This window comes from Brevundimonas sp. CURTG3B2_SDJG (genome assembly GCF_057364705.1).
Genome location: NZ_JBNFOJ010000004.1, coordinates 1 through 23974, shown reverse-complemented (window position 1 = coordinate 23974; position 23974 = coordinate 1). Strand labels below are relative to the sequence as shown.

Sequence of the window (23974 nt, the reverse complement as noted above, 5' to 3'; positions counted from 1 at the left end):
GCCGGCGAGGCCCGCGGGAACCCCGCCGCCGCCGCCCGAACCGGACCCGCCGAAGGCGATGGTCAACCGGAACCTGGAACGCGCGCGCTCCGCGCTGTTCTCGGAGGTGGAAGGCGCGCTGGACGGTCAGCCGCAGGCCCGGCTGCGCCTCTCCGAGAGCGGCGAGCGGGTGGTGTCCGTCTCCATCCCGGTCAGCCATGTGGAGCAGGCGCTGGGGGTGCTGACCCTCGAAGCCGGCGACGTCGACCAGACGCTGGACGCCCAACGGCGAGCGCTGATGCCTTTCGCCCTGGTGGCCCTGGGGGTGTCGCTGCTGTCCTCGCTGCTGCTGCACCTGTTCGTGGCGCGGCCGGTGATGCGGCTGTCGGCGGCGGCCGACGAGGTGCGGCTGCAGCGCGCCCGTGCGATCTCCCTGCCGGACCTGGAGGGACGGAAGGACGAGATCGGCGACCTGGCCCGGTCGCTCGAGACCATGACCGAGACGCTGTCGGCGCGGATGGACGCCATCGAGGCCTTCGCCGCCGACGTCAGCCACGAGATCAAGAATCCGCTGACCTCGATCCGTTCGGCGCTGGAGACCCTGCCCCTGATCAAGACCGAGGCTCAGCGCGAAAAGCTGACGATGCTGCTGCAGCAGGACGTGCGCCGTCTGGATCGATTGATCACCGACATCTCGAACGCCTCGCGCCTGGACGCCGAGTTGAACCGCGACCGGCCCCGGGCGGTGGATCTGACCACCCTGCTGACCGAGATCGTCGGAGTCTACGAGGCGGGCCGCAAGCCGGGCGAGGCGCGGGTCCGGTTCGATCCGCCCCCCGGCGACCGGGCGATCATCGTCGGCCGCGACGGTCCGCTGGGCCAGGTCTTCCGCAACCTGATCGACAACGCCCGCTCCTTCAGCCCGGCTGGCGGCGAAGTCCGTCTGACGCTGCTCCGCGACGACCTGGACCCCGACCGCCCCATCCGGGTCCGGATCGAGGACGATGGACCGGGGATCCCGGCCGAGAACCTGGAGACGGTGTTCGAACGGTTCTACACGTCGCGGCCTCGCGGCGCGGCGTTCGGAACCAACTCCGGACTGGGCTTGTCGATCGTGCGTCAGATCGTCGAGGCCCATAACGGCCGTGTCTGGGCGGAGAACCGCACCGATGCGGCCGGGACGACCCACGGAGCCCGCTTCGAGGTCGCCCTGCCGGCGACGGGACGGCGGCCGTGAGCGCCCAACCGACCCACGCCACGGTGGTGGCCCAATGGACCCCGGGGCGAGGCTGGCGGGCCGCGCTGCTGTCGGGCCCGCCCGGCGTCGGCAAGAGCGACCTGGCCTTGCGACTGATCGGCGCCGGCTGGCGGCTGGTCTCGGACGACTATGCCCATGTGTTCGCCTCGGGAGGCGGACTTTACGCGATCGCGCCCGACACGATCGCGGGGCGGATCGAGGCGCGGGGCGTCGGCGTATTGCCCGCCTGCGCCTTGGGCGTCGTGCCGGTCGCCCTCGCCGTGGCGCTGTCGCATGACGCTGTCGAACGCCTGCCGGAAGCCGAGGCGGCCCTCTTCGACGGGGTCTCGATTCCGCTGATCAGGCTCGACCCACGGGAGGCTTCGGCGGGTGAAAAGGTCGCGGCCGCGCTCGCCGCGCTTTAACCCGACGCGGAGTTGGGCTATTCCGCGCGGCTTGCGGTCCGCTGAGGAGCGGCCGGGACGCGGGGGCGCGAGTTGGTGAAGCCTTCATGATCGGGCTGGTGATCGTCACCCACGGGGGACTGGCCTCGGAATTCCTGTCCGCCATGGAGCATGTGGTGGGGCCCCAGCGCGGGGTCGCGGCCATCTGCATCGGACCCGAGGACGACATGGAGCGCCGCCGGCGCGACATCGTCGACGCCGCGCGCGCGGTCGACGACGGCGACGGCGTCATCCTGCTGACCGACATGTTCGGCGGCACGCCATCCAATCTGGCCATCTCGGTGATGGAGGAGACCCACGCCGAGGTCATCGCCGGCCTGAACCTGCCCATGCTGATCAAGCTGGCCAGCGTGCGGGTGCGCGAGCCGCTGGAGACCTGCGTGGCCCACGCCCAGGACGCCGGCCGCAAATACATCTCGGTCGCCAGCTGGGTGCTGCAGGGCGAGAAATGACGACCACGGCCAGCGCGACCGCGAACATCTGCAACACCCGCGGCCTGCACGCCCGCGCGAGCGCCAAATTCGTCAAGCTGGCCTCGGGCTTCGACGCCGAAGTCCACGTCACCCGCGACGGCGTCACCGTCAACGCCCTGTCGATCATGGGCCTTCTGATGCTGGGCGCCGGCAACGGCTGCACCATCGACATCGCCGCCGAGGGCGCCGAGGCCCAGGCCGCGGTGGACGCCCTTCTGGACCTGGTGGCGCGGCGCTTCGACGAAGGCGAATAACGCCGGTTGACGACGGCGCTCGGATAGGTTGATCTCGGGCCCCGGCGACCGCGGTCCGCCGCGGCGCCGCTCGCCTTCGCTCTCGCGGCGGGGGACCAGCCGATGCCTCGGTATCAGTTTCTCAGACACCGCATCCCGGCGGCCGACCGGCCGCGCGTCATCGAGCATCTTCAGCGCCTCAGGGCGCAACTGGACCGGGATATCCCGGACAAGGACGCGGGCAGCAACCTGTTGCTGGCGACGTGGAACATCCGCGACCTGGGCAAGCCGGGCGAGGGCTGGGGCTGGGGCCAGAGGCTGCCCGAGAGCCATTTCTACATCGCCGAAATCCTGTCCCGCTTCGACTTCGTGGCCGTCCAAGAGATCAACGAGCTGGAGGAGTGGGGCAAGGTCATGGACCTGCTGGGTCCGGACTGGGACTTCATCGCCACCGACGTCACCGACAAGGCCCTGGGCGGCAACGGCGAGCGGCTTCTGTACCTCTACGACAAGCGCAAGGTCTGGTTTCAGAATATCGCCGGCGAGATCGTCCTGCCCAACGACATGCTGGTCACCGACGTCACGGCGAACAGCGACGAAGACCTCTATCGCGGCAAGCAGTTCCGGCGCACGCCGTTCCAGACGGCGTTCCAGTCCGGCTGGTTCAAGTTCGATATCTGCACCGTCCACCTCTATTACGGCGAGGATCGGGGTCCGAAGCTGCAGGAGCGGATCGCCGAGATCGACCGCATCGCCAAATACCTGTCCAAGCGCGCGGAGAAGAGCCTGAAGGCGGGACGCGCCCTTATCCTTCTGGGCGACTTCAACATCGTCCATCCCGAACACGAGACGATGAAGGCCCTGACCCGCCACGGCTTCGTGACGCCCCGGACCCTGTCGGCGCCCAGCAACCTGGACCGCACCAAATATTACGACCAGATCGCCTTCATGACCGAGCCGGCGGTGCTGGAATACATCGACCGGCCCGCCGCGGCGGCGGCCGCGCCAACGCTGGCATCTTCGAGATCTACGAGAGCATCTTCCGCGACGGCGAAGGCGGAGGGGCGGACGACGTCGCCCAGTACGAGACGCCGCTCAGGAAGACGCGGGAAGGCGCGGCCGGCGACCTGAAGAAGGCCTTCAAGGACTGGCGGACATGGCAGATCTCGGACCACAAGCCGATGTGGGTCCGCATCAACTCCAACGGCGCCACGGCCTACCTGGACCGGCTGAAGGCCGGCGGCTGAGCCGCGTCAGCCGTCCCGACGGGCGGCCGCGCCGATGTGGTCGATGCCCAGATCGGCGGCGATCTCCATCTGGCGCTGGCGCTCTAGGTAGCGGCGGCGCTGCTCGTCGGAACGGGCGCCGTGGCAGCGGTCGCAACTGACCCCCTCCACGTACAGGGGAGAGGCGCGGCCGGCCTCGCTGACCGGCATGCGGCAGCCCCGGCACAGGGTGTGGCCGCCCTGGGCGAGGCCATGCCCGACGGCGACCCGCTCGTCGAAGACGAAGCATTCGCCTCGCCACAGGCTTTCGGCCTCGGGCACGGTCTCGAGATAGCGCAGGACGCCGCCTTCCAGATGGTGGACGTTCGCCACGCCCTCGGCCTTGAGGAAGGCGGTCGCCTTCTCGCAGCGAATGCCGCCGGTGCAGTACATCGCCACCTTGGGCGGGCTCGGGCGGTCCAGCAGCGCCCGGCCCTCACGGCGGAACCAGTCCGGGAAATCGCGGAAGCTGCGGGTGTTGGGCTGGATCGCGCCGACGAAGGCGCCGACTTCGGCCTCGTAGGCGTTGCGCGTGTCGATGACGATCGTGTCCGGATCGGCGATCAGCGCGTTCCAGTCGGCCGGCGAGACATAGATTCCGGCGTCGCGGGCCGGATCTAGGCCGGGCTCACCCAGGGTCACGATCTCGGCCTTGATGCGCACCTTCAGGCGGTGGAAGGGCATGACGGGCGCGGTCGCGAACTTGATCTCCAGCCGGTCGAAGCCGGGCAGCGCCCGAACGCCGGCCAGCACGCGGTCTACGGCTTCGGACGGCCCGGCGATGGTTCCGTTCAGGCCTTCGTGGGCGACCAGCAGAGTGCCGCGCACGTCGGGCCGGCACAGGCCCTCCAACCGATCGCGCACGGCCTCGCGGTCCACGATCGGCGCGAACCGGTACAGGGCGGCGACGAGAACGTCAGCGGGCGGCTGGGTCATGGGATCGAGTTGGGTGCCTGGTGGAGCCGAGGGGAGTCGAACCCCTGACCTCGTCATTGCGAACGACGCGCTCTACCAACTGAGCTACGGCCCCGTTTTCCGGGTGCAGGCGAGGGCGCGACATACGAGCGGCGGCCCGGTGGTGTCAACGGGCTTTAGCGTCAGGGGACGTCGCGCGCCGCGAATCCTTGGACAGGCGCGACCCACGCGCTAAGAACGCCTGGCATCTTGGGAGACGCGTTTCATGGGCTACGCCCTGGTCTGGCTGGTCAACAGCATCCTTTCGCTCATGATCTGGGCGATCATCATCTCCGCCATATTGAGCTGGCTGTTCGCCTTTGACGTCATCAACGTCCGCAACCGCTTCGTGGGCCAAATCGCGCACTTCCTGGACTCCGTCACGGGACCGATCCTGGCGCCCTTCCGTCGGGTGATTCCGCCGCTGGGCGGGATCGACCTGTCGCCGATCGTCGCCATCCTGCTGATCCAGTTCCTCAGCGTGCTGTTCAACCGGATGAGCGCCCCGTTCCTGATCATGACGCTGGGCTAGGGCGAAACCGGCTGAGCTAGAGGCCATCCGACTCGGGGCGTGGGCGCCACGCCTTTTTGCGATTGCGAAGACGGCGTCCATCGGGCGCTTGCGTCATGCGTCTGTCGTCCTAAGGTGCCCGTCCCGGGGCCGGAAGGCCCGCCAGCCGACCGGACTTCATGACCACGATCAGAACAGTCGCCATCATCGGCGCCGGCCAGATGGGCGCAGGGATCGCCCAGACGGTGGCGGCGGGCGGCTATGACGTGCAGTTGTACGATTCCGCCGGCGATCGCGTGCCCCAGGCCATGGGCGCCGTGGCCGCCAGCCTGGCGCGCCAGGTCGGGCGGGGGACTGCTGGACCAGGCCTCGGCGGACGCGGCCCTGAAGCGCATCGCGCCGGCGGCGTCCCTGGCGGCCGCCGCCAAGGCCGACCTGGTCATCGAGGCCGCGGTCGAGGACGAGGGCGTCAAGAAGGCGATCCTGGCCGATCTGGTCCCGCACCTGGGCGACGACACTCTTCTTGCGTCGAACACCTCCTCGATCTCGATCACGCGCCTGGCCTCGGCGACCGACCGGCCCGAGCGGTTCATCGGCCTGCACTTCATGAAGCCGGCGCCGGTGATGCAACTGGTCGAGATCATCCGCGGCATCGCCACCTCGGCGGAAACCTACGAGACCGCGGTCGCCTTCGCCGAATCCCTGGGCAAGACCACCACCAATTCCGAGGACTTTCCCGCCTTCATCGTCAACCGCATCCTGGTGCCGATGATCAACGAGGCGATCTACACCCTGTATGAAGGGGTCGGGAACGTGGCCTCGATCGACAAGGCCCTGAAACTGGGCGCCAATCACCCCATGGGGCCGCTTGAGCTGGCGGATTTCATGGGTCTGGACGTGGTCCTGGCCATCATGAACGTGCTCTACGACGGCCTGGCGGACAGCAAGTACCGCCCGTGCCCGCTGCTGGTGAAATACGTCGAGGCCGGCTGGCTGGGCCGCAAGTCCGGCCGAGGTTTCTACGACTATTCCGGACCCGAGCCGGCGCCGACGCGATGATCCCCAAACTGGAACGACCCGAGGACTTTCCCGGCCAGCGGCGCGTCGCCTGGCGGCGCGAGCCGCAGCGCACCGTCCTGGCGGCCTTGGCCGGCGTGTTCTGGCCGCCGCTGGTCATCACCCTCGTGATCTGGCCGCCCCAGAACTGGCTGCCGGGCCTGGAGATGGACTGGCGGCTTCAGTTGATGCTGATCGGCCTGCTGGCGGTGCCCGCCGGCCTGTGGCTGCTGGCGCGCGAGCGCGAGCGCCTGGGTCGGCCGGCCACCCGCCTGGGCGTGGTCTGGCGCTTCATGTTCTACGGCGGCCTCCTGGCCGTCGCCTTCGCCGCCGTGTTCGCCCTGATCCAGGTCGTTCTGCAGTGGTTCAACGCGGCCAATTTCGGCGAGGGCGTGGGCGGCAGCGAGACCTCGCTGCTGATCTACGGCGTCGGCGGCCTGCCTTTCGCGGTGGTGATCGGCGTGGCCTACGCCCTCTGGGCCGGTCTTTGCGTGGCCTTCATCGCCTTCTCGCCCCAGCCCGAGGTGCGCGACCGCCTGGGCGTGCTGGGCGACCGCGACCCGGGCTGAACGCCACCTTTCCGCGATTTCACTTTGCCGCAGCCGCCCGGCCAGTCAGGTTGCGTCCGCTTTGATTGGGGGAGGCGTCATGGCGGCAACCGAGATCCTGAGCGCGCCGCGCGCCGCGCTGGCGCCGATCGCGCCCAAGGACCGGATCTTCACCCTCGACATGCTGCGCGGGTGGGCGATCCTCGGCATCCTGGGGGTCAACGCCATCACCTTCGCCTGGCCGATCGCGCTGGAGATGGATCCCACCGTGGCGGCGCCCTGGCCGCATAGCCAGGCCAACATCCTGGGCGAGTGGGTCGAGGCGGTCTTTTTCCAGGACAAGTTCCGGTCGCTGTTCTCGATGCTGTTCGGCGTGTCGATCTTCCTGATCGGCGGCGAACGATTCGACGACGCGCGGGGACTGTTGCTGCGTCGCCGGCTGCTCTGGCTGGCGGTCTTCGGCCTGATCCACGGCCTGGCCTTCTGGTTCGGCGACATCCTGCTGCATTACGCCTATTGCGGCCTGATCGTGATGACGATGCGGTCCTGGTCCGCCCGGCGGCTGATCTGGACGGGCTTGAGCCTGAATCTGGTCTTCGCCCTGCTGTCGGCCGGCGCGATGCTGGCCGACGGCATGTCCGGCGGCCAGGCGGGGTCCGCCGGAGCCTCGGGCGGCGGGAACCCGTTCGCCGCCTCTCCGGAGCAGCTGGCCGCCGCCATCGAGGCCTACAGGTCGGGCGGGGCCCTGGTCGAGAACCTCAAGGCCTGGGCCATGCTGCAGGCGATGAGCCTGTTCCTCATCCCGATCACCGGCGGCCTGATGCTGCTGGGCATGGGTCTGTTCAAGGCCGGCTTCCTGACGGGCCGGTCGCCGACCTGGGTCTATCTGCTGCTCCTCGTGGCAGGCGCCGCCAATCTGGCGGTCTATGGCTGGTACGAGTGGATGGACGCCCACGCGGCGCCCGATGCGCCGGCCCCGTCCGGCGGCCTGGCCGGCGTCGCGGGCAGCTTCGCCTGGCTGATCACCCTGGGTTACGTCAGCCTGCTGATCCTGATGACGCGGTCCGGGTTGAAGATTCTCACCGCACGGCTGGCCCCGGTGGGCCGAATGGCCTTCACCAACTATCTCACCCAGACGCTGATCATGGCGACCCTGTTCTACATGCCGTGGGGACCGGGCTGGTTCGGCGATCCCGCCTGGGCGCCCGGCGCCCTGTGGGGCCTAGTGAGCGCCGTCTGGATCGCCCAGCTGATCTGGTCGCCGCTGTGGCTGTCGGTGTTCCAGATGGGGCCGCTGGAGTGGGCCTGGCGCTGCCTGACCTACGGCCGGATGGTGCCGCTTCGGAAGCCGGCGGCCGCCTGATCGTTGCTCGCGCGCGGCCGATGGCTTAATCGCGCGCCATGACCGAAGACGCCGCCGCCCGCCCCGAAGCCCGCGCCCCCCGGGGATTCGCCGATCGCCGCGGGCGAGACCTGGTCGCCGAGCGGCGGCTGGTCGCGCGCGTGTCCGAGGTCTACGAGCGCTGGGGCTTCGAGCCCCTGGAGACCAGCGCGTTCGAGTACGCCGACGCCCTGGGTAAATTCCTGCCCGACGCCGACCGTCCCAACGAGGGTGTCTTCGCCCTCCAGGACGACCCGGATGCCGAGGGGAACGGGCAGTGGATGGCCCTGCGCTACGACCTGACCGCGCCGCTGGCTCGCTTCGCCGCCCAGTCGTGGGAGACCCTGCCCAAACCGTTCCGCCGCTACGCCTTCGGCCCGGTGTGGCGCAACGAAAAGCCGGGTCCCGGCCGCTTCCGCGAGTTCGTGCAGTGCGACGCCGACACGGTCGGTTCGGACCGGCCCGAAGCCGACGCCGAGATCATCGCCATGGCCTGCGAAGGGCTTGAGGCGGCGGGCCTGGCATCGGACCAGGCCGTGATCCGCGTCTCGAACCGCAAGCTGTTCGACGGCCTGTTCGAGGCCGGCGGCGTGACCGATCCCAACCAGAAGCTCACCGCTCTGCGGGCCATCGACAAGTTCGACCGCCTGGGCTGGGAGGGCGTTTCAGCCCTGCTCGGCGAGGGACGGCTGGACGAGTCCGGCGACTACACCAAGGGCGCCGACCTGCCCGTGGGCGTGGCGGCCGCCATCGAGGCCTTCCTCGCCTCGGCGGGCGACGCCGCCCTGACCCGGGCCCAGACCCTGGACGCGGTCGCCCGCGCCGGCGGCCTGGGCGCGGTCGGAGAAGCGGCTCTGGAGGAGCTGGCGGCCATCGACCGTGCCCTCGGCGCGATGAAGGTCGGGCAGGACGCCGTGCGCTTCGACCCGACCATCGTGCGGGGCCTGGAGTATTACACCGGCGCGGTGTTCGAGGCGGAACTGCTGCTTTCCACCCTCGACGAGAAGGGCCGTTCGGTCCGCTTCGGCTCGATCGGCGGCGGCGGACGCTACGACGATCTGGTGGCGCGCTTCACGGGCGAGCGGCTCCCCGCCGTGGGCTTCTCGTTCGGCGTCTCGCGCCTGGCCTCGGCCCTGCGCGCGGCCGGACGCGGCGGCGAAGACGCCGTGCGCGGACCGGTGGTGGTCATCGTCTTTTCCGAAGACGACATGCAGCACTATCTGGACGCCGTCTCCGAGCTCCGCGCCGCGGGAATCCCGGCCGAGCTCTACCTCGGCCGGGCGGGCATGAAGGCTCAGATGAAGTACGCCGACCGCCGGGGCGCGCCGGCCGCCGTCATCCTGGGCGGCGATGAGATCGCGGCCGGTCAGGTGACCGTCAAGGACCTGGACGCGGGCCGCGCCCTGGCTTCGGGCGTCGTCGACAACGAGGCCTGGAAGGCCGAGCGGCCGGGTCAGCGGGTCGTTCCGCGGGGCGATCTCGTCGTCACCGTGCGCGCCATCGTCGACGCCGCTCGCACAGCTTCGTGAGTTATCAGCGATAACAAAGGAAAAACCCCCGTCGGCGGTGGGGACTTGATTGACTTGCCGGGGGAATTGTCGTCTTTCTGACGTACTCGGGAAGCGCAGCGTTTCGGCGCAGCAGCCGCCCGGAGGCGTTTGCGGGGAGGAAACGTCCGCTCCTCAGAGAGCGAAAGAAAAGCCCGCCGCGATGTCATCCCCGCGGCGGGCTTTTTGCGCCTGACGGGATCAGGCGACGAGGGGCCTGGCCAGGAAGATCGTCCCTTCAGGCGCGCCTTCGTAGTAGGGCGCGATCCGGCGGAACCCCATCCGTTCGTACAGGCCGATCGCGGCGTCCATCGAGGGCAGGGTGTCCAGGCGCAACTCGCCGTAGCCCGCTCCGTGAGCCGCCTCCAGGGCGGCTTCGGCCAGGGCGCGTCCCAGGCCCAGGCCGCGTCCCGCGGGGGCCACGTAGAGCCGCTTCATCTCGCAGGTCGAGGCCGAAAGGCCCCGCAGGGCGACGCAGCCCAGCGGGGCGCCGTCCGCGTCGAGGGCCAGCAACAGGTCTCCCGAGGGCGGGGCGTACTTGCCGGGCAGGCCCGCCCGCTCAGCGCCGTAGTCCTGATAGGACAGATCGATGTCCAGCGAGGCGGCGTAGGCGTCGAATAGCGTGGCGACGTGGGCGAGGTCGGCGTCCGAACGGACCGGGACGATGCTGAAGCTGGACGGCATTCCCGACAGATGGGGACGGTCCTTGGCGCGACAAGCCGGCGGCGGCTCAGACAAAAAGGGCCGGAACGTCTCCGTTCCGGCCCCTTGATCAGCTCAGGCTCGTCCGCCTACCAGATGCGGATCCGGTCCTCCGGCGCCAGGTAGTATTTGGTCCCCGGCTGGACGTCGAAGGCCTCGTACCAGGCGTCGACGTTGCGCAGCGGGCCGATGACGCGGAACTCGGCCGGGCTGTGCGAGTCGGTGTCGATCTGCTGCCGCAGGGCCGCGTCCCGGTACTTGGACTGCCAGACCTGGGCCCAGCCGTAGAAGAAGCGCTGGTCGCCGGTCGTGCCGTCCAGGACCGGAGCGGGCCGGCCGTCGAGCGACAGGTGGTAGGCCTCCAGGCCGACGGCCACGCCGGCGGCGTCGCCGATGTTCTCGCCCATGGTCAGGTTCGGGCGCACGCGGAAGCCCGGGATCGGCTCGAATTGGCCGTACTGGGCGCCGAGCCCCGTGGTCAGGGCCTCGAAATTGGCCTTGTCCTCGGGGGTCCACCAGTTGCGCAGCACGCCGTCGCCGTCGGACTTGGAGCCCTGGTCGTCGAAGCCGTGGCCGATCTCGTGGCCGATGACGCCGCCGATGCCGCCGTAGTTCACCGCCGGGTCTGCGTCCGGATCGAAGAAGGGCGGCTGCAGGATGGCGGCCGGGAAGACGATCTCGTTGTTGGCCGAGTTGTAGTAGGCGTTCACCGTCTGCGGGGTCATGCCCCACTCGTCCTTGTCGACGGGCTGGTTCAGGCGGTTCAGCTGGTAGTTCCACTGGAAGAGGCCGGCGCGCTCGGCGTTGCCGAACAGGTCGTCGGCGCGGACTTCCAGGGCGGAGTAGTCACGCCATTTGTTCGGATAGCCGATCTTGACGGTGAACTTGTCCAGCTTCTCCTCGGCCGCGGCGCGGGTGGCGGCGCTCATCCAGGTGTAGTTGCGGATGCGGTTGCCCAGCGCCGTGCGCAGGTTGGCGACCAGCTCCTCCATCTTGGCCTTGGACTCGGCCGGGAAGTATTCGGCCACGTACTGGCGACCGACCGCCTCGCCCAGCATGCCTTCGGCGAAGCTGATGCCGCGCTTGTCGCGGCTGCGCTGCATCGGCTGGCCCTGCAGGTCGCGCGACCGGAACTCCCACTGGGCGTCCGAGAAGCGGCGCGACAGGCGGCCGGCGGCGTCGTCGGTGGTGTGGAAGGCCTGCCAGGCCTGGATCGTGGCGATCGGCGTCTCGGCGTAGATCGCCGCGATCTTGGGCATCGCCGTGTCCTGGCGGACGATCAGGCGCGGGACCTCTCCGACGCCCACGGCGGTGTAATAGTCCTGCCAGGGGAAGCCCGGAGCGTCCGCCGCCAGCCGGGCGATGGTGTATTCGTTGTAGGTCTCGTCGCGGTTGCGGCTCTGCTCCGGCGTCCAGTGCGCCTCGGCGATCCGGGTCTCGAAGGCCACGATGTCCGCGGCCGCCTGTTCCGGAGTCTCCCAGCCGATCATCCCCAGCATGCGGGCGATGTAGGCTTGGTACAGGACCTTCTTCTCGGCCCAGCGCTGCTCCAGATAGTAGTCGCGGTTCGGCAGGCCGAGGCCCGACTGGCTGGTCGAGACGACGTAGCGGGTCGGGGCCTTCTGGTCGATCGTGATGCCGGTGCCGAAGATCGAGCCGCCGACGCGGCCCTGGGTCTGACCCATGTAGACCGCGGCCTTGTCGTGGGTGTCGGCGGCGCGGATGGCGGCCAGGTACGGCTGCAGCGGCCGGGCGTCCAGCGCCTCGATGCGGGCCTCGTCCATATACGAGCGATAGGCGTCGGCGATCTTCTGCTCGTCGGAGCCGGCGGCCAGGTCGGTGCGGGCGACCAGCGCCTCGATCATCACCTTGACGCGGTTGTCCGACAGTTCGCGCAGCAGGTTGAAGGATCCGTACGAGGTACGGTCCGACGGGATCTGCAGCCGATCCAGCGCCGCGCCGTTGGCGTAGCGGAAGAAGCTGTCGCCCGGGTTCACCGAGGTGTCGCGGCCGTTCAGGTCGAAGCCCCACGTGCCGTATTTCGGAGCCGCGGTGCCCTGGTAGCCCAGGACGGTCCCGCCCGGCGCCGGAGTCTGGAACAGTTCGAAGAGGGTGCAGGCTTCGTCGATGCAGGCGTGTTCGTCGCCATCGGTCCAGCTCTGCGCTTGCACCGTCGCGGGCAGGAGCAGGGCGCCGAGCGCGGCGCCGATGAGCAGCTTCTTCATGGAGGTTTCCCCGACTTGTCTTCATCCGTTGGAAGGGTCGGGGCGGACCCTACGCCCGGTTCGGGGCGTGTCGCCTGAATTTTTTGTCATGAAACGACGGAAATCCAGACGGGGCGGCGTTTCAGCCTGTAGGCTGAACCGGACGGAGGGCGGATGGCGACTCACGGCGGTTCTGGCGGCGAATACAAGGATCTGGTGGTCTTCCTGGCCGCCGCGGGGGTCGTGGTCCCCCTGTTCAATCGACTGAAGATCAGTCCGGTTCTGGGCTTTCTTGCGGCGGGCGTCCTGCTCGGGCCGGACGGTCTGGCGCGCCTGGCCGACACGGCGCCCTGGCTGGCGTGGCTGACCATCTCGGACGCCAGCCAGATCCGTTCCCTGTCGGAACTGGGCGTCGCCTTCCTGCTGTTCATGATCGGACTGGAGCTGTCGTGGGAACGGCTCAAGGCGATGCGCAAGCTGGTGTTCGGCCTGGGGCTGAGCCAGGTCGTGCTCTGCACCCTGGGCCTGGCGGCGGTCTTCATGGCCATGGGCCAGTCCATGGTCTCGGCCGCGGTGCTGGGCATGGGCCTGGCCCTGTCCTCGACCGCGGTGGTGATGCCGGTCATGGCGGAGCGGGGGCGGATGGGCTCGGCCGCCGGCCGCTCGACCTTCTCCATCCTTCTGGCCCAGGACCTGGCCGTCGCGCCGATCCTGATCACCGTGACCGTCCTGGCGGCCATGGCCACGGCGGGCGCCACCCCGGCGGGCGAGTTCGATCCGTCGGTGCTCCGGCCGGCCCTGCTCACCCTGGTCCCGGCCGCGATCGGCCTGGCGCTGATCGTCGTTCTGGGCCGGCTGGTGCTGCGCCCGATGTTCCGGTCGGTCGCGAAGGCGCGCAGCCAGGGTCAGGGACAGGAGATGTTCGTGGCCGCCAGCCTGCTGGTGGTGGTCGGCGCCGGCCTGGCCGCCCAGGCGGCCGGCCTGTCGATGAGCCTGGGCGCCCTGGTCGCGGGCCTGCTGCTGGCCGAGACCGAGTTCCGCCGCGAGGTCGAGGTCGCGATCGAACCCTTCAAGGGGCTGCTGCTCGGGGTCTTCTTCGTCGGCGTCGGCATCGGCCTGGACCTGGACGCGGTGGCCGCCGATCCCGTGGCGGTGTTCGGCCTGGCCGCCGGGCTGACGCTGCTGAAGGCCGGCCTGATCTACGGGGTCGCCCGGTTGTGGGGCGTCAAGAACCGCACCGCCATCGAGACCGCCCTGGTCTTGGGGCCGGCCGGCGAGTTCGCCTTCGTCATCCTGGGCGCGGGGCTGGTGGAGGGGATCACCTCGCCCGACTTCTCGCGCACCGTGATGCTGGCGGCCACCATCAGCATCTTCACCGTCCCGCTCATGGCCCTGCTGGCGGACCGCCTGGTGAAGGCCGCGGCGCCCGCCCAGCCGGATCTGCCGGCCGAGGCCATGACGCCCCATGCGGCCGAGGGCCAGGTCCTGATCGTCGGCTTCGGCCGGGTCGGCCGGCTGGTCGGGGAGATGCTGACCGAACACGACCAGTCCTTCATGGCCCTGGACGCCAACGCCTCGACCGTCGCCAAGGGACGCGCCGAGGGCGCCGCGGTGTTCTACGGCGACGCCGCCCGGGCGGAGATGCTGGCCAAATGCGGGATCGACACCGCCCGCGCCGTGATCGTCACCATGGATGCGCCCACCAAGGTCGACGAGGTCGTCGCCGCCGTCCGCGCCGTGCGGCCCGACGTCATCCTGATCGCCCGGGCGCGGGATTCCCGGCATGCCGAACGGCTGTACCGGCTGGGGGTGACCGACGCCGTGCCCGAGACCACCGAGGCCAGCCTACAACTGGCCGAAAACACCCTGGTCGACCTGGGCGTGCCGATGGGGCTGGTGCTCGCCTCGATCCATGAAAAGCGCGACGTCTTTCGCAAGCGATTCCAGGACGCCATGCCCGGGGGCGAGGCTGGTCGGCGGCCTCGGGCCCTGCGGTCCACGGTGCGGCGGTGAGCCGCAGCGTCCGGCGCCGTACGCGGGGTCGTTAACCGCGGAAGTATCGGGGCCGTTAATCTGTGCACCCCAATTTGGTCATCGTTGCGTGATGAGTGCCCGGCTTCGCCGGACCAGAAGGTCGCCCCGGCGGCGCTCCACGGAGCATCCGATTTCTCCGCGCTTCGGCGTTTCTTCCGTGCCGGCGGCCTCCCCCGCCGCCTTAGTCGAGTACCGATTTCATGCGAGACATGGCCTTGAGCTCCCCCCGCAATCCCTCCGACGCCGAGGGTGAGACCCCCCGCCTGAACCGCCGCCAAGCCGCCAAGATCCGGACCCGCCAGAAGGTCCTGGACGCGGCCCGCGCGCTCTTCGCAGAGCGCGGCTACGAGCCGGCCACCATCCGCGACATCGCCAAGGGCGCCGGCATGTCAACCGGCGCGGTGTTCGCCAACTTCCAGGACAAGGCCGAACTGTTCGAGGCCGTCCTGACCGAGGACCTGACCAAGCTGGCCGAGGTGCTCAGGGCCGCCGCCGCCTCGGAAACGACGGTTCGCGGCAAGCTGCTCGCCGCCCTGACCGCCGCCTACCACGGCTCGCTCGACCAACTGCCGCTGGTCCAGGCCGTCGTGGCCCGCTCGTGGTTCCAGCCGGTCGCCGCCGAGATGCGCATCCGCGCCGTGATCAAGCCGCTGGTCGGCGTCGTCGGCGACACGCTTCAGGCCGGCGTCCGCGAAGGCGCCCTGCGCCAGGACGCCGACGTCCGCCTGCTGTCGGACCTGATCTACGCCGCCTTCCTGTCGAACTACCGCCAGGCCGCCTACGACGGCTGGGGCATGGAGCAGCTCGACGCCCAGATCGGCAAGCAGATCGACGTCATCCTGGCCGGCGCGCTGAGCCGCCAGTAAGGCCAGAGACAATCAACGCCCCTGCGAAGGCCGCGACCCCCGTCGCGGCCTTCCGCTTTTTCAGCTCTTCCACCTCAGCGTCGCCGGCTTCACCGGGTTCACGAACGGGCGGTCCTCGGCCCGGCTCTTCAGCCATTCGCGCTTCAGCTGCTGGTACCATTTGGCCTGCTTGTCGGCGTCGTCGATCCAGATCAGCGCCGGGTCGTAGCGCAGGCCCTCGTTCTGCAGGTTCACCATCCCCCCGTCCTGCTTCAGGAAGGCGACGACCCCCATCCGCAGGAAGGGCTTGGCGATGTTGAAGATCCAGTGGTCGGACCAGAAGATCTGGGTGATCCGCGTCTTCGTCGGCGTGACCGGCGTCAGGCAGGTCAGGGCCAGGACCTGCTTCTCGCCCACCTGGATGTGTTCCCACCGGTAGCCGGGCATGCGGAAGGTGATCTCGGTCGCCGGGGCGCCGCCCAGGATCTTGTAGGCGCGGCTATTCGACGACGGCGCATGGCGCACCATCGCGAAGCCCCGCTCGCGCGGTTCGAAGGCCTTGGCCTTCTCGTGCATCGAATGCTCGGACCGCCACCACCACTGCTGGTGGACGTAGGGGCCGTGGGCCGGATCCATCAGGCCGACCACGGCGTGATCGATATGGGCGTCGAAATCCATCCACTCGACCAGCTTGGCCTCGCCGCCCACGACGCCCGGGAACTGAGGCGGCTCGTGATCGGGGTCGGGGGCGATGCGGGGGTCGGAGGCGATCCAGACGAAGACCATCCCCTGGCTCTCGCGCACCGGATAGGACCGCACCCGGATCCGTTCCGGCTCATAGACCTGGTCCTCGACCAGCGAGGGGATGGCGGCGCAGACCCCGTCGGGGCGGAAGCGCCAGCCGTGGTAGCAGCACTCGATCGTCTCGCCCTCGCCCGGCTTCTCGACCAATCGTCCGGCCGACAGGGGCGCCGCCCGGTGGGGACAAATATCCCGCATGGCGTAGACCGCGCCGGCGCGGGTGCGCCCGACCAGGACCGGCTCGCCCAGCAGTTCGTGGCGCTTCATCGCGCCGGGCGCCACGTCGCGGGACAGGGCGACGAAATACCAGGCGTCCGTCACGAAGCCCTTGCCAAAAGCGGCGGGCGGGGCCTTGCTTTCAGGCGCGCTGGACGGGGACGGCGAAGCGGTTTCGGTCGAGGTCATGGGACCCATTCTAGGGCCGGGGCCCGTCCGCCCGCCAGCCGCTCCGGGCGATCAATAGAAAAGAACTTTACATTATAAAGTAAGTGGCCCAATCTGTCGCCTGCACAACCGAGGTCATCCATGAAACCGCTTCTCCCGCTCATCCTCGCCGCAAGCCTCTCGGCTTTCGCGGTTCCCGCGCTGGCCCAGGCGCATGGCGATCACCAGGCCCACGGCCAAGCTCAGGGGCAGGCCGCCGGCCATGGCCATGAGCACGCCGACTTCCGCTCCGGCCGCTTCCACGTCCGCATCGACGGCCCCGAGCATCCAGTGGGCGACGTCATCCTGATCCCCGGCCTGACCTCGTCGCCCGAGATCTGGCAGGGCCTGACGGATCAGCTGAAGGGCCGCTACCGGGTGCACCGGGTCCACGTCCAGGGTTTCGCCGGCGCTCCGGCCATGGACAACGCCCAAGGCCCGGTCGCCGCGCCCGTCGCCGAAGACCTGGCGCGCTACATCGCCGAACAGGGGCTGAACAAGCCGGCGGTCATCGGCCATTCCATGGGTGGGACGATCGGCATGATGCTGGCCGCCCGCCACCCCGACAGCGTCGGCAAGCTGATGGTCGTGGACATGGTCCCCTTCATGGGAGCGATGTTCGGCCCCGTGGGCGCGACCGCCGAGCAGGTCACGCCGATCGCCGACCAGATCTACGCCGGCATGGCGAACGGCACGCGCGAGGCCTACGACGCCCAGGCCGTCGCGGCGATCAACGGCATGATCAACACCGAATCCCTGCGGGCGGGTCCGATCGAGGACATGAAGACCAGCGACCAGAAGGTCGCCGCCGCCTCGTTCCGTGAGCTGATCGTCACCGACCTGCGGCCGGAGCTTGCCCGGATCACCGCGCCGACCGAGGTGTTGTACATTCGCTTCAACGATCCCCGCATGACCATCGACATGGTCGACGGGATCTATCAGGCGTCGTTCTCGACCCTGCCTGGCGTGCGGCTGAAGCGGATCGACGACAGCGCCCACTTCATCATGCTGGATCAACCGGCCGTGTTCGCCGCCGAGGTGAACGCGTTTTTAGAATAGGGGCCTCAAGCGTCATGGTTTCGGCGGAAACGCCCTTCACAGTCCTGTGATAGGAGTGGGGGCGTTTCCGTGCATGGCCTGATCGGCTACAGCCGGTTGAAGGCTTGATGAGGTTTCCATGGCAGGCGGGTTCAGCTTCAGGCGCGGCCAAGGCGGCGGGGGTCACGAGGGCGGCGCGAAGCCGGCCCGCACGCCCTTGCAGCGTCTCCTCTACTGGGGCGCGGTCCTGGCCGTCTGGGGCGTCATCTTCCTGGTGGTGTTCTTCGCGGTCTTCGCGCGCGACCTGCCCGATACCTCGACCCTGTACAACGTCGATCGCCAGCCCTCGATCACCTATCTGGATCGCAACGGCGCCCTGATCGCCGTGCGCGGCACCCAGCAGGCCCCGCCCGCCGATCTCGACGCCCTGCCGGACTATGTGCCGGCCGCCTTCATCGCCATCGAGGACCGCCGGTTCTACCACCACCCCGGCTTCGATCCGATCGGCATGAGCCGGGCGATCGTCTCGAACATGCGCGCCGGCCGCGTGGTCCAGGGGGGTCGACCCTGACCCAGCAGCTGGCCAAGAACCTGTTCCTCAGTCCGGACCAGAACATCAAGCGCAAGGTCCAGGAGCTGATGCTGGCCGTGTGGCTGGAGATGAAATTCTCCAAGAAGGAGATCCTCGCCCTCTATCTGAACCGGGTCTATTTCGGCGCCGGTGCCTACGGCATCGAAGCCGCCTCGCAGCGCTATTTCGACAAGAGCGCCAAGGACCTGACCGTCGGCGAGGCCGCTCTCCTGGCCGGGCTGCTGAAGGCGCCGTCGCGCTACTCGCCGGTCTCGGAAAGCGAACGCGCCGCCGCCCGCGCCACCGTCGTGCTCAACGAAATGGTCGACGCCAAGGTCATCACGCCCGAGCAGCGCGCCCAGGCCGTGACCGAGCCGGTCCGCGTCTCGCGCACCCTGGCCACCCAGCACGCCCAGTACTTCATCGACTGGCTGGACAAGCAGATCCGCGAACTGGTCGGCGAGCCGACCGAGGACATGATCGTCGAGACCACCTTGGACCTGACCCTGCAAACCCAGGCCGAGCGCTCGGTGCGCCGCATCCTGGATCGCGACGGATCGCGGGGGGTGCAGCAGGCCGCCCTGGTGGCCCTGGACGGCGAGGGCCGGGTGCGGGCCATGATCGGCGGCGCCTCCTACGCCGACAGCCAGTTCAACCGCGCCACCGACGCGCGGCGCCAGGCCGGCTCGGCCTTCAAGCCCTTCGTCTACCTGGCGGCGCTCGAGAGCGGCTACACGCCCGAGACCCGGGTCAACGACGCGCCCATCCGCATCGGCAACTGGGAGCCGCGCAACTATTCCGGCCGGTTCTCGGGCGAGATGACGCTCTCGAACGCCGTGGCCCAGTCGATCAACACCGTCGCGGCCGGGATCGCCGACCAGATCGGCCGCGACAACGTCGCCCGCACCGCGCGGCGGCTGGGGATCACCAGCCGCATCGGCCTGGAGCCGGCGATGGCGCTGGGCGCGGTCGAGGTCTCTCCGCTGGAGATGGCCCAGGCCTACGACGCCTTCGCCAATGGCGGCAAGCGCGTCCAGGCCCATGGCATCAGCCGCATCCGCACCCCCCAGGGGCGCGTGATCTACCAGCGCGCCAGCCGGGACGCGGGCCCGGTCCAGGCGATCTCGAACCCCTTCCTCTACTATCAGAACCAGATGCTGCGCGGCGTGATGACGTCGGGCACCGGCCGGTCGGCGGCGATCGCCGGCCGTGACGTCGCGGGCAAGACTGGCACGACCTCGGACTACAAGGACGCCTGGTTCGTCGGCTACACCGGCGGCTTCGTGACCGCCGTCTGGGTCGGCAAGGACGACAACACGCCCATGCGCGGCGTCACCGGCGGCTCGTCCCCGGCGGCCATCTGGAAAGGCTTCATGGAAGCCGCGCTGCAGCGCCTCAACGCCCCCGCCATTCCGAACGGCCCGCCGATGCCCGAGGGCTGGCAGCCGCCCAGCCCGGTCGAGAATCTGCTCGGCCAGATCGGCGATCCCTACGGGGACAATCCTCCGGCCGAGGACGTCGGGACGGATCCCGGCGAATATCCGTCGGATCCCCAGCCGAGGCCCGGCCCGCGGGACACCCCGCCCGTCGTTCGTCCAACCCAGCCGCAGCCGTCGCGCGAGGACAACACCCAGCGGCTCGAATCCTCGCCGCCGGCCGAGCGGAGGGCCGACCCGCTGTTCTTCTAGCGTCCGACGGCGTGCAGAGCCGGGCCGTGCTCGCGCAGCCATCTGCGGAACGGCCGGTGATCGCCGACCAGGCGTTCCACCACCGACCAGTAGGCCGGGCTGTGGTCGGCATGGACCAGGTGGGCGACCTCGTGCGCGGCCAGATAGTCGGCCACCGCAGGCGGCGCCATGATCACCCGCCAGCTGTAGCGGATCGACCGGTTGTGCGGGCTGCACGAGCCCCAGCGCGATCGGGTATCGGCGATCGACACCCTTACCGGGCGCTGGCCGAGCGTGCGCAGATGGTGGTCCGTGCGTTCGACCAGCACCTGCCGCGCCAGCCGCTTGATCAGGTTCTCGACCCGGCGCGAGAACGCCTCGCCCTCGCCGCCCGACTGGATGACGGGGCCGTCCGGCCCGTCGATCAGCCGGGCCGCGCCCGCACCGCCGGTCGCGACCAGCCGCGTGTCGCGGCCGAACAGGGGAACCGTCGCGCCCGGTTCGAGCGGCCGGCCTTCGACCCGTTCCGCCAAGCGCTGGCGCATCCACGCCGCCTTGGTCCGCGCGAAGGCCGACGACGTCCCCCAGCTTGCGTCCGAAGGCGCGACCAGCACGGCCTCGCCGGCGCGGCGTCGATGCGGATAGACAGCCGCCTCGCCCTTGGGTTGACCGACAGCCTCGCCGCGACCCCCAGGGTCTCAGGCGGCAGCCGCTGACCGTTCCGGTACTGCACAGAGCGCCTCGTTGGCCGCGATGAAGTCACGGACGCGGGGATAGATCTCGTCGCGGAAGCGGCGGCCGTTGAAGACGCCGTAGTGGCCGACTTCGGGCTGGACGTACAGTACGCGACGCTCGTCCGGAATCGCCGAGCAAAGGCCGTGCGCCGCCTGGGTCTGACCCACGCCGGAGATGTCGTCCTTCTCGCCCTCGACGGTCATCAGGCCGATGTCCGAGATCCGGGCCAGGTCGACCTTGCGGCCCCGGTGCTCCAGCAGGCCGCGCGGCAGCAGGTGCTGCTGGAAGACGATGTCGATCGTCTGAAGGTAGAACTCTTCCGTCAGGTCCAGCACCGACAGGTACTCGTCGTAGAATTCCTCGTGCTTCTGGGCCCCGTCGCCATCGCCCGAGACCAGGTCCTGGAAATAGCGCCAGTGGGCGTCGGTGTGCTTCTCCTCGTTCATCGACATGAAGCTGTAGAGCTGCACGAAGCCCGGGTAGACGCGCCGCCCGAAGCCCGGATAGGGCCAGGGCACGGTGTGGATCATGTTCGACTTGAACCAGGTGAACGGCTTCTCCTCGGCCAACTGGTTGGTCACTGTCGGCGACAGCCGCGCGTCGATCGGCGAGCCCATGAAGGTCATGGACGCCGGCCGGTTCGGATCCTCGTCCTCGGCCATCAGCGCGCAGGCGGCCAGGACCGGCGGTCCGGGCTGGCAGACGCCGACGACGTGGGCGCGCGGCCCGATCTGGCCCAGCATGGTCCGGACGTGGTCGATGTAGTCGAAGAAGTCGAACCGGCCCTCCAGCATCGGAACCTGGCGGGCGTTGGACCAGTCGGTGACGTAGACGTCGTGGTCCTGCAGGAAGCCCTCGACCGTTCCGCGCAGCAGGGTGGCGTAGTGGCCCGACAGCGGGGCCACGATCAGGACCGACGGGGCCGAGGCGGACTTTCCAGCCCGCTTCAGGTCGCCAATGTGCCGCGCGAACCGGACCAGCCGGCACCAGGGCGAGGACCAGACGACCTGTTCTGTCGTGCGCACCGGCCGGTTGTCGATCGTGACGACCTCCAGGCCCCAGTCGGGCTTGCCGTAGCGGCGCGTCATGCTCTCGAACAGTTCGGCCGAGGCGAAGGCCGTCCGCCCGATGGCGGTGTCGGCGGCCGGATTGAAGGGTGAGGTCCAGAAGTCCCGGGCCAGCTGGGCCCCGATCCGGAAGGGAGCGGCCGAGGCGTAGGCCAGCTCGTGAAGCGAATAAAGCATGCGTGTCCTGAGACGGCCCCCGCCGCGAGTTCGGCAGGGCAACATAGAATGCGCCGCGCTGCAAAAAGATTATCGGCGATCACCGAAAATGTGACCGTTTACGCAAGTTGAGCGGCCGCTTGGTTCCCGTCAGCCGCGCGCCATGATCCGTTCGATGATCTGCGCCGCCCGCTCGGGTCCCAGGTCGTGGGCGAGGGGGCTGCGGAATGTCCCGTCGGGCCCCATCAGATAGACCGTCAGCGAGTGGTTCATGGTGTAGCCCTCGCCCTCGCCGACCTTCTGGTAATAGGCGCGATAGGCGTCGGCGGCGGCCTTCACCTGCTCGGGCGTCCCGGTCAGGCCGATCACGCCTTCGGGGAAGCCGTCCGTGGACAGGTAGTCCTTCAGCGCCTGGGGCGTGTCCCGCGCCGGGTCGATCGAGATGAAGACGATCTGCAGATCCTTGGCCTTGTCGCCCAGCTGACGCTTGGTCGCCTCCAGGGCCGTCAAGGTGGTGGGGCAGTAGTCGGGGCAGTAGGTGAAGCCGAAGAAGACCAGCGACCACTTGCCGTCCAGCATCGTCTGATCGACGGCCTGGCCGTCCTGGTTCACCAGCTGGAACGGGCCGCCGATCTGGGGTTGGCCGGTCGAGGCCATCGATGCGCCGTTCGCCGCGTCGTTGCGGCTGACCACCACGAAGGTCACGACGGCCAGCGCCGCGGCGATGGCGACGCAGGCGCCGGCGAAAAGCAGGATGGAACGGCGCGGCATCGTGGTGCTCTCGAAAACGCCCCCAGCGGGCCGAACGCGTCTATAGAAGAGGCGTGAGCGTCACAGAAGATCACTCGTCGCCGCAGCCCGGCGAACCCGTCGACGCCGGCGGCGGACCGTTCGCCGGCTGGCGCAACCTGCCGCGCCGCAGCCGGGGCCTGTCCTTGCGCACCCTGGTCATCCTGCGCTGGATGGCCATCGTCGGGCAGAGCGCCACCATCCTGGCCGCCACCGCCTGGTTCCATTTCGACCTGCCGCTGTGGGGCTGCATGGCCGCCATCGCGGCCAGCGTGGCGATGAACCTGAACGCCACCGCCCGCCTGAAACGCACCGACGGCACCATCGCGGATGGAGGACGTACGGCGGCGCACCTGGGCTTCGACATCCTGCAGCTTTCGACCCTGCTGGCCCTGACGGGGGGGCTTCAGAATCCTTTCTGCCTTCTGCTGGTCGCCCCGGTGACCGTGGCGGCGGCGTCGCTGCCCGGCCGCCAGGCGGCGCTGATGGGGCTTCTGGTGCTGCTGGCCACGGTCGGCCTGTTCTACTTCTCCCTGCCGCTGCCCTGGCAGGCGGGGACCGAGCTGAACCTGCCGCCGCTCTACCGGGTCGGCACCGGCCTGGCCCTGGTCACGGGGGTGGTCTTCACCTCCGCATACGCGTGGAGGGTCGCCGCCGACGCGGAGAAGCTGGAACTGGCCCTGGCCACCACCCAGGACGTGCTGCAACGCGAGCAGAGGATGGCGGCCCTGGGCGGCCTGGCCGCCGCCGCCGCCCATGAGCTGGGCACGCCCCTGGCGACCATTCAGGTGGTGGCCAAGGAACTGCTGCGGGAATCGTCGGGCAACGCCGCCGCCGCCGAGGACGCCGCCCTGATCCTGCAGCAGGCCGAGCGTTGCCGCGACATCCTGAAACGCCTGTCGCAGCAGCCCGAAGAAGGCGGCATCGCCTTCGCCGAGGTGGGGTTGAAAGCCCTGCTGGAAGAGGTGGTCGAACCGCATCGCGGCTTCGACCTGGCGTTCGAGGTTTCGGTGCGGACCGCATCCGGCGAAAAGCCGCCGCGCGTCCGCCGTCTGCCCGAGGTCATCCACGGCCTGTCGACCCTGGTGGAGAACGCCGCCGACTTCGCCGGCGGAAAGGTCCGGGTCCGCGCTATCGTCGACGCCGGCTTCATCGAGATCGAGGTGGTGGACGACCGGCCCGGGCTTCCCCCCCGACATCCTGCCGCGCCTCGGCGAGCCCTATGTGACCAGCCGGCCCCAGGGCAAGGCGCGCCGGGCCCTGGTCGCCCAGATCGCCGCCTCGGTCGCCGCCG

20 protein-coding genes, 1 tRNA gene and 2 pseudogenes are annotated in these 23974 nt (G+C 69.4%); 15 read left to right on the top strand and 8 right to left on the bottom strand.

Translation table 11 applies throughout. From position 1 onward, the window contains the following. The 5 genes from AC2W7C_RS00600 to AC2W7C_RS00580 all read left to right on the top strand — a co-directional run. The coding region (locus AC2W7C_RS00600; protein ID WP_485999705.1) for a HAMP domain-containing sensor histidine kinase at window positions 1-1216 on the top strand (1216 nt) is incomplete at its 5' end. Then, window positions 1213-1641, top strand: coding sequence for an HPr kinase/phosphorylase (locus AC2W7C_RS00595; RefSeq protein ID WP_485999704.1), 429 nt, complete (start codon window positions 1213-1215; stop codon window positions 1639-1641). The genes AC2W7C_RS00600 and AC2W7C_RS00595, both read left to right, overlap by 4 nt. 86 nt (window positions 1642-1727) lie before the next feature. Beyond that, window positions 1728-2132, top strand: coding sequence for a PTS sugar transporter subunit IIA (locus AC2W7C_RS00590; RefSeq protein WP_485999703.1), 405 nt, complete (start codon window positions 1728-1730; stop codon window positions 2130-2132). Next, the gene (locus tag AC2W7C_RS00585) at window positions 2129-2407 is read left to right on the top strand and encodes an HPr family phosphocarrier protein (protein ID WP_485999702.1); all 279 of its coding nucleotides are present in this window, start codon (window positions 2129-2131) and stop codon (window positions 2405-2407) included. Before AC2W7C_RS00590 ends, AC2W7C_RS00585 begins: the two co-directional genes overlap by 4 nt. A gap of 102 nt (window positions 2408-2509) precedes the next feature. Continuing rightward, complete coding sequence (locus AC2W7C_RS00580; protein WP_485999701.1) at window positions 2510-3517, top strand: endonuclease/exonuclease/phosphatase family protein; 1008 nt, start codon at window positions 2510-2512, stop codon at window positions 3515-3517. Window positions 3518-3639: 122 nt separating this feature from the next. Here the strand turns inward: AC2W7C_RS00580 and trhO are convergent, their stop codons facing one another. Both trhO and AC2W7C_RS00570 read right to left on the bottom strand, forming a co-directional pair. Then, on the bottom strand, window positions 3640-4587 hold the full coding sequence (gene trhO, locus AC2W7C_RS00575) for an oxygen-dependent tRNA uridine(34) hydroxylase TrhO (RefSeq protein ID WP_485999700.1): 948 nt from the start codon (window positions 4585-4587) through the stop codon (window positions 3640-3642). Window positions 4588-4605: 18 nt separating this feature from the next. Beyond that, a tRNA-Ala gene (locus AC2W7C_RS00570) sits at window positions 4606-4681 on the bottom strand. Window positions 4682-4831: 150 nt separating this feature from the next. Here AC2W7C_RS00570 and AC2W7C_RS00565 point away from each other — a divergent pair. From AC2W7C_RS00565 to hisS, 5 genes and pseudogenes are all read left to right on the top strand, one after another. Next, window positions 4832-5137 carry a YggT family protein gene (locus AC2W7C_RS00565; protein WP_485999699.1) on the top strand — a complete coding sequence of 102 codons (306 nt, stop codon included), beginning with the start codon at window positions 4832-4834 and terminating at the stop codon, window positions 5135-5137. A 158-nt stretch (window positions 5138-5295) separates the two neighbouring features. Further along, window positions 5296-6175: pseudogene (locus AC2W7C_RS00560) on the top strand (3-hydroxybutyryl-CoA dehydrogenase). Next, the gene (locus AC2W7C_RS00555) at window positions 6172-6741 is read left to right on the top strand and encodes a phthalate transporter (protein WP_485999698.1); all 570 of its coding nucleotides are present in this window, start codon (window positions 6172-6174) and stop codon (window positions 6739-6741) included. Before AC2W7C_RS00560 ends, AC2W7C_RS00555 begins: the two are co-directional and overlap by 4 nt. Window positions 6742-6820: 79 nt before the next feature. Further along, window positions 6821-8083, top strand: a complete 1263-nt coding sequence (locus AC2W7C_RS00550; protein WP_485999697.1) for a DUF418 domain-containing protein — start codon at window positions 6821-6823, stop codon at window positions 8081-8083. A 38-nt stretch (window positions 8084-8121) separates the two neighbouring features. Then, a complete protein-coding gene (gene hisS / locus AC2W7C_RS00545) occupies window positions 8122-9630 on the top strand; it encodes a histidine--tRNA ligase (protein WP_485999696.1) in 1509 nt (502 codons plus the stop codon). Between the two features lie 219 nt (window positions 9631-9849). Here the strand turns inward: hisS and AC2W7C_RS00540 are convergent, their stop codons facing one another. Next, the gene (locus tag AC2W7C_RS00540; RefSeq protein ID WP_485999695.1) at window positions 9850-10386 is read right to left on the bottom strand and encodes a GNAT family N-acetyltransferase; all 537 of its coding nucleotides are present in this window, start codon (window positions 10384-10386) and stop codon (window positions 9850-9852) included. 53 nt (window positions 10387-10439) lie between these two features. Then, window positions 10440-12575, bottom strand: coding sequence for a M13 family metallopeptidase (locus tag AC2W7C_RS00535; protein ID WP_485999694.1), 2136 nt, complete (start codon window positions 12573-12575; stop codon window positions 10440-10442). 153 nt (window positions 12576-12728) lie between these two features. Here AC2W7C_RS00535 and AC2W7C_RS00530 point away from each other — a divergent pair, with 153 nt between their 5' ends. Both AC2W7C_RS00530 and AC2W7C_RS00525 read left to right on the top strand, forming a co-directional pair. Further along, window positions 12729-14567, top strand: a complete 1839-nt coding sequence (locus AC2W7C_RS00530) for a cation:proton antiporter domain-containing protein (RefSeq protein ID WP_485999693.1) — start codon at window positions 12729-12731, stop codon at window positions 14565-14567. 230 nt (window positions 14568-14797) lie between these two features. Beyond that, entirely contained in the window at window positions 14798-15454 is a 657-nt protein-coding gene (locus tag AC2W7C_RS00525; protein ID WP_485999692.1) for a TetR/AcrR family transcriptional regulator, read from the top strand. 60 nt (window positions 15455-15514) lie between these two features. On the opposite strand, the gene AC2W7C_RS00520 is transcribed toward AC2W7C_RS00525, so the two are convergent. Next, window positions 15515-16639: a Rieske 2Fe-2S domain-containing protein gene (locus tag AC2W7C_RS00520; protein ID WP_485999691.1), complete on the bottom strand. Its 1125-nt coding sequence runs from the start codon at window positions 16637-16639 to the stop codon at window positions 15515-15517. 120 nt (window positions 16640-16759) lie between these two features. Here AC2W7C_RS00520 and AC2W7C_RS00515 point away from each other — a divergent pair, with 120 nt between their 5' ends. Both AC2W7C_RS00515 and AC2W7C_RS00510 read left to right on the top strand, forming a co-directional pair. Continuing rightward, on the top strand, window positions 16760-17716 hold the full coding sequence (locus tag AC2W7C_RS00515) for an alpha/beta fold hydrolase (RefSeq protein ID WP_485999690.1): 957 nt from the start codon (window positions 16760-16762) through the stop codon (window positions 17714-17716). A gap of 118 nt (window positions 17717-17834) precedes the next feature. Continuing rightward, window positions 17835-19954 (top strand): annotated as a pseudogene (locus AC2W7C_RS00510) (transglycosylase domain-containing protein). Here AC2W7C_RS00510 and AC2W7C_RS00505 read toward each other — a convergent pair. The 3 genes from AC2W7C_RS00505 to AC2W7C_RS00495 all read right to left on the bottom strand — a co-directional run bounded on the left by AC2W7C_RS00505 (window position 19951) and on the right by AC2W7C_RS00495 (window position 22662). Further along, a complete protein-coding gene (locus AC2W7C_RS00505; protein ID WP_485999689.1) occupies window positions 19951-20547 on the bottom strand; it encodes a M48 family metallopeptidase in 597 nt (198 codons plus the stop codon). The pseudogene AC2W7C_RS00510 and the gene AC2W7C_RS00505 overlap by 4 nt on opposite strands. 84 nt (window positions 20548-20631) lie before the next feature. Further along, window positions 20632-21912, bottom strand: a complete 1281-nt coding sequence (locus AC2W7C_RS00500) for a polyhydroxyalkanoate depolymerase (protein ID WP_485999688.1) — start codon at window positions 21910-21912, stop codon at window positions 20632-20634. A 129-nt stretch (window positions 21913-22041) separates the two neighbouring features. After that, window positions 22042-22662 carry an SCO family protein gene (locus AC2W7C_RS00495; protein WP_485999687.1) on the bottom strand — a complete coding sequence of 207 codons (621 nt, stop codon included), beginning with the start codon at window positions 22660-22662 and terminating at the stop codon, window positions 22042-22044. A 53-nt stretch (window positions 22663-22715) separates the two neighbouring features. On the opposite strand from AC2W7C_RS00495, the gene AC2W7C_RS00490 reads away from it, so the two are divergent. Continuing rightward, window positions 22716-23974, top strand: a 1259-nt coding sequence (locus AC2W7C_RS00490) for an ActS/PrrB/RegB family redox-sensitive histidine kinase (RefSeq protein ID WP_485999686.1), incomplete at its 3' end; no start/stop codon positions are given.

Bases quoted from the DNA above. Each gene is read 5' to 3' on its own strand.
- AC2W7C_RS00580 (WP_485999701.1), top strand. From the start codon at position 2,510: ATGCCTCGGTATCAGTTTCTCAGACACCGCATCCCGGCGGCCGACCGG.
- AC2W7C_RS00550 (WP_485999697.1), top strand. From the start codon at position 6,821: ATGGCGGCAACCGAGATCCTGAGCGCGCCGCGCGCCGCGCTGGCGCCG.
- AC2W7C_RS00520 (WP_485999691.1), bottom strand. From the start codon at position 16,639: ATGACCTCGACCGAAACCGCTTCGCCGTCCCCGTCCAGCGCGCCTGAA.
- AC2W7C_RS00535 (WP_485999694.1), bottom strand. From the start codon at position 12,575: ATGAAGAAGCTGCTCATCGGCGCCGCGCTCGGCGCCCTGCTCCTGCCC.
- hisS (WP_485999696.1), top strand. From the start codon at position 8,122: ATGACCGAAGACGCCGCCGCCCGCCCCGAAGCCCGCGCCCCCCGGGGA.
- trhO (WP_485999700.1), bottom strand. From the start codon at position 4,587: ATGACCCAGCCGCCCGCTGACGTTCTCGTCGCCGCCCTGTACCGGTTC.
- AC2W7C_RS00495 (WP_485999687.1), bottom strand. From the start codon at position 22,662: ATGCCGCGCCGTTCCATCCTGCTTTTCGCCGGCGCCTGCGTCGCCATC.
- AC2W7C_RS00530 (WP_485999693.1), top strand. From the start codon at position 12,729: ATGGCGACTCACGGCGGTTCTGGCGGCGAATACAAGGATCTGGTGGTC.
- AC2W7C_RS00590 (WP_485999703.1), top strand. From the start codon at position 1,728: ATGATCGGGCTGGTGATCGTCACCCACGGGGGACTGGCCTCGGAATTC.
- AC2W7C_RS00515 (WP_485999690.1), top strand. From the start codon at position 16,760: ATGAAACCGCTTCTCCCGCTCATCCTCGCCGCAAGCCTCTCGGCTTTC.
- AC2W7C_RS00555 (WP_485999698.1), top strand. From the start codon at position 6,172: ATGATCCCCAAACTGGAACGACCCGAGGACTTTCCCGGCCAGCGGCGC.
- AC2W7C_RS00565 (WP_485999699.1), top strand. From the start codon at position 4,832: ATGGGCTACGCCCTGGTCTGGCTGGTCAACAGCATCCTTTCGCTCATG.
- AC2W7C_RS00585 (WP_485999702.1), top strand. From the start codon at position 2,129: ATGACGACCACGGCCAGCGCGACCGCGAACATCTGCAACACCCGCGGC.
- AC2W7C_RS00525 (WP_485999692.1), top strand. From the start codon at position 14,798: ATGGCCTTGAGCTCCCCCCGCAATCCCTCCGACGCCGAGGGTGAGACC.
- AC2W7C_RS00500 (WP_485999688.1), bottom strand. From the start codon at position 21,912: ATGCTTTATTCGCTTCACGAGCTGGCCTACGCCTCGGCCGCTCCCTTC.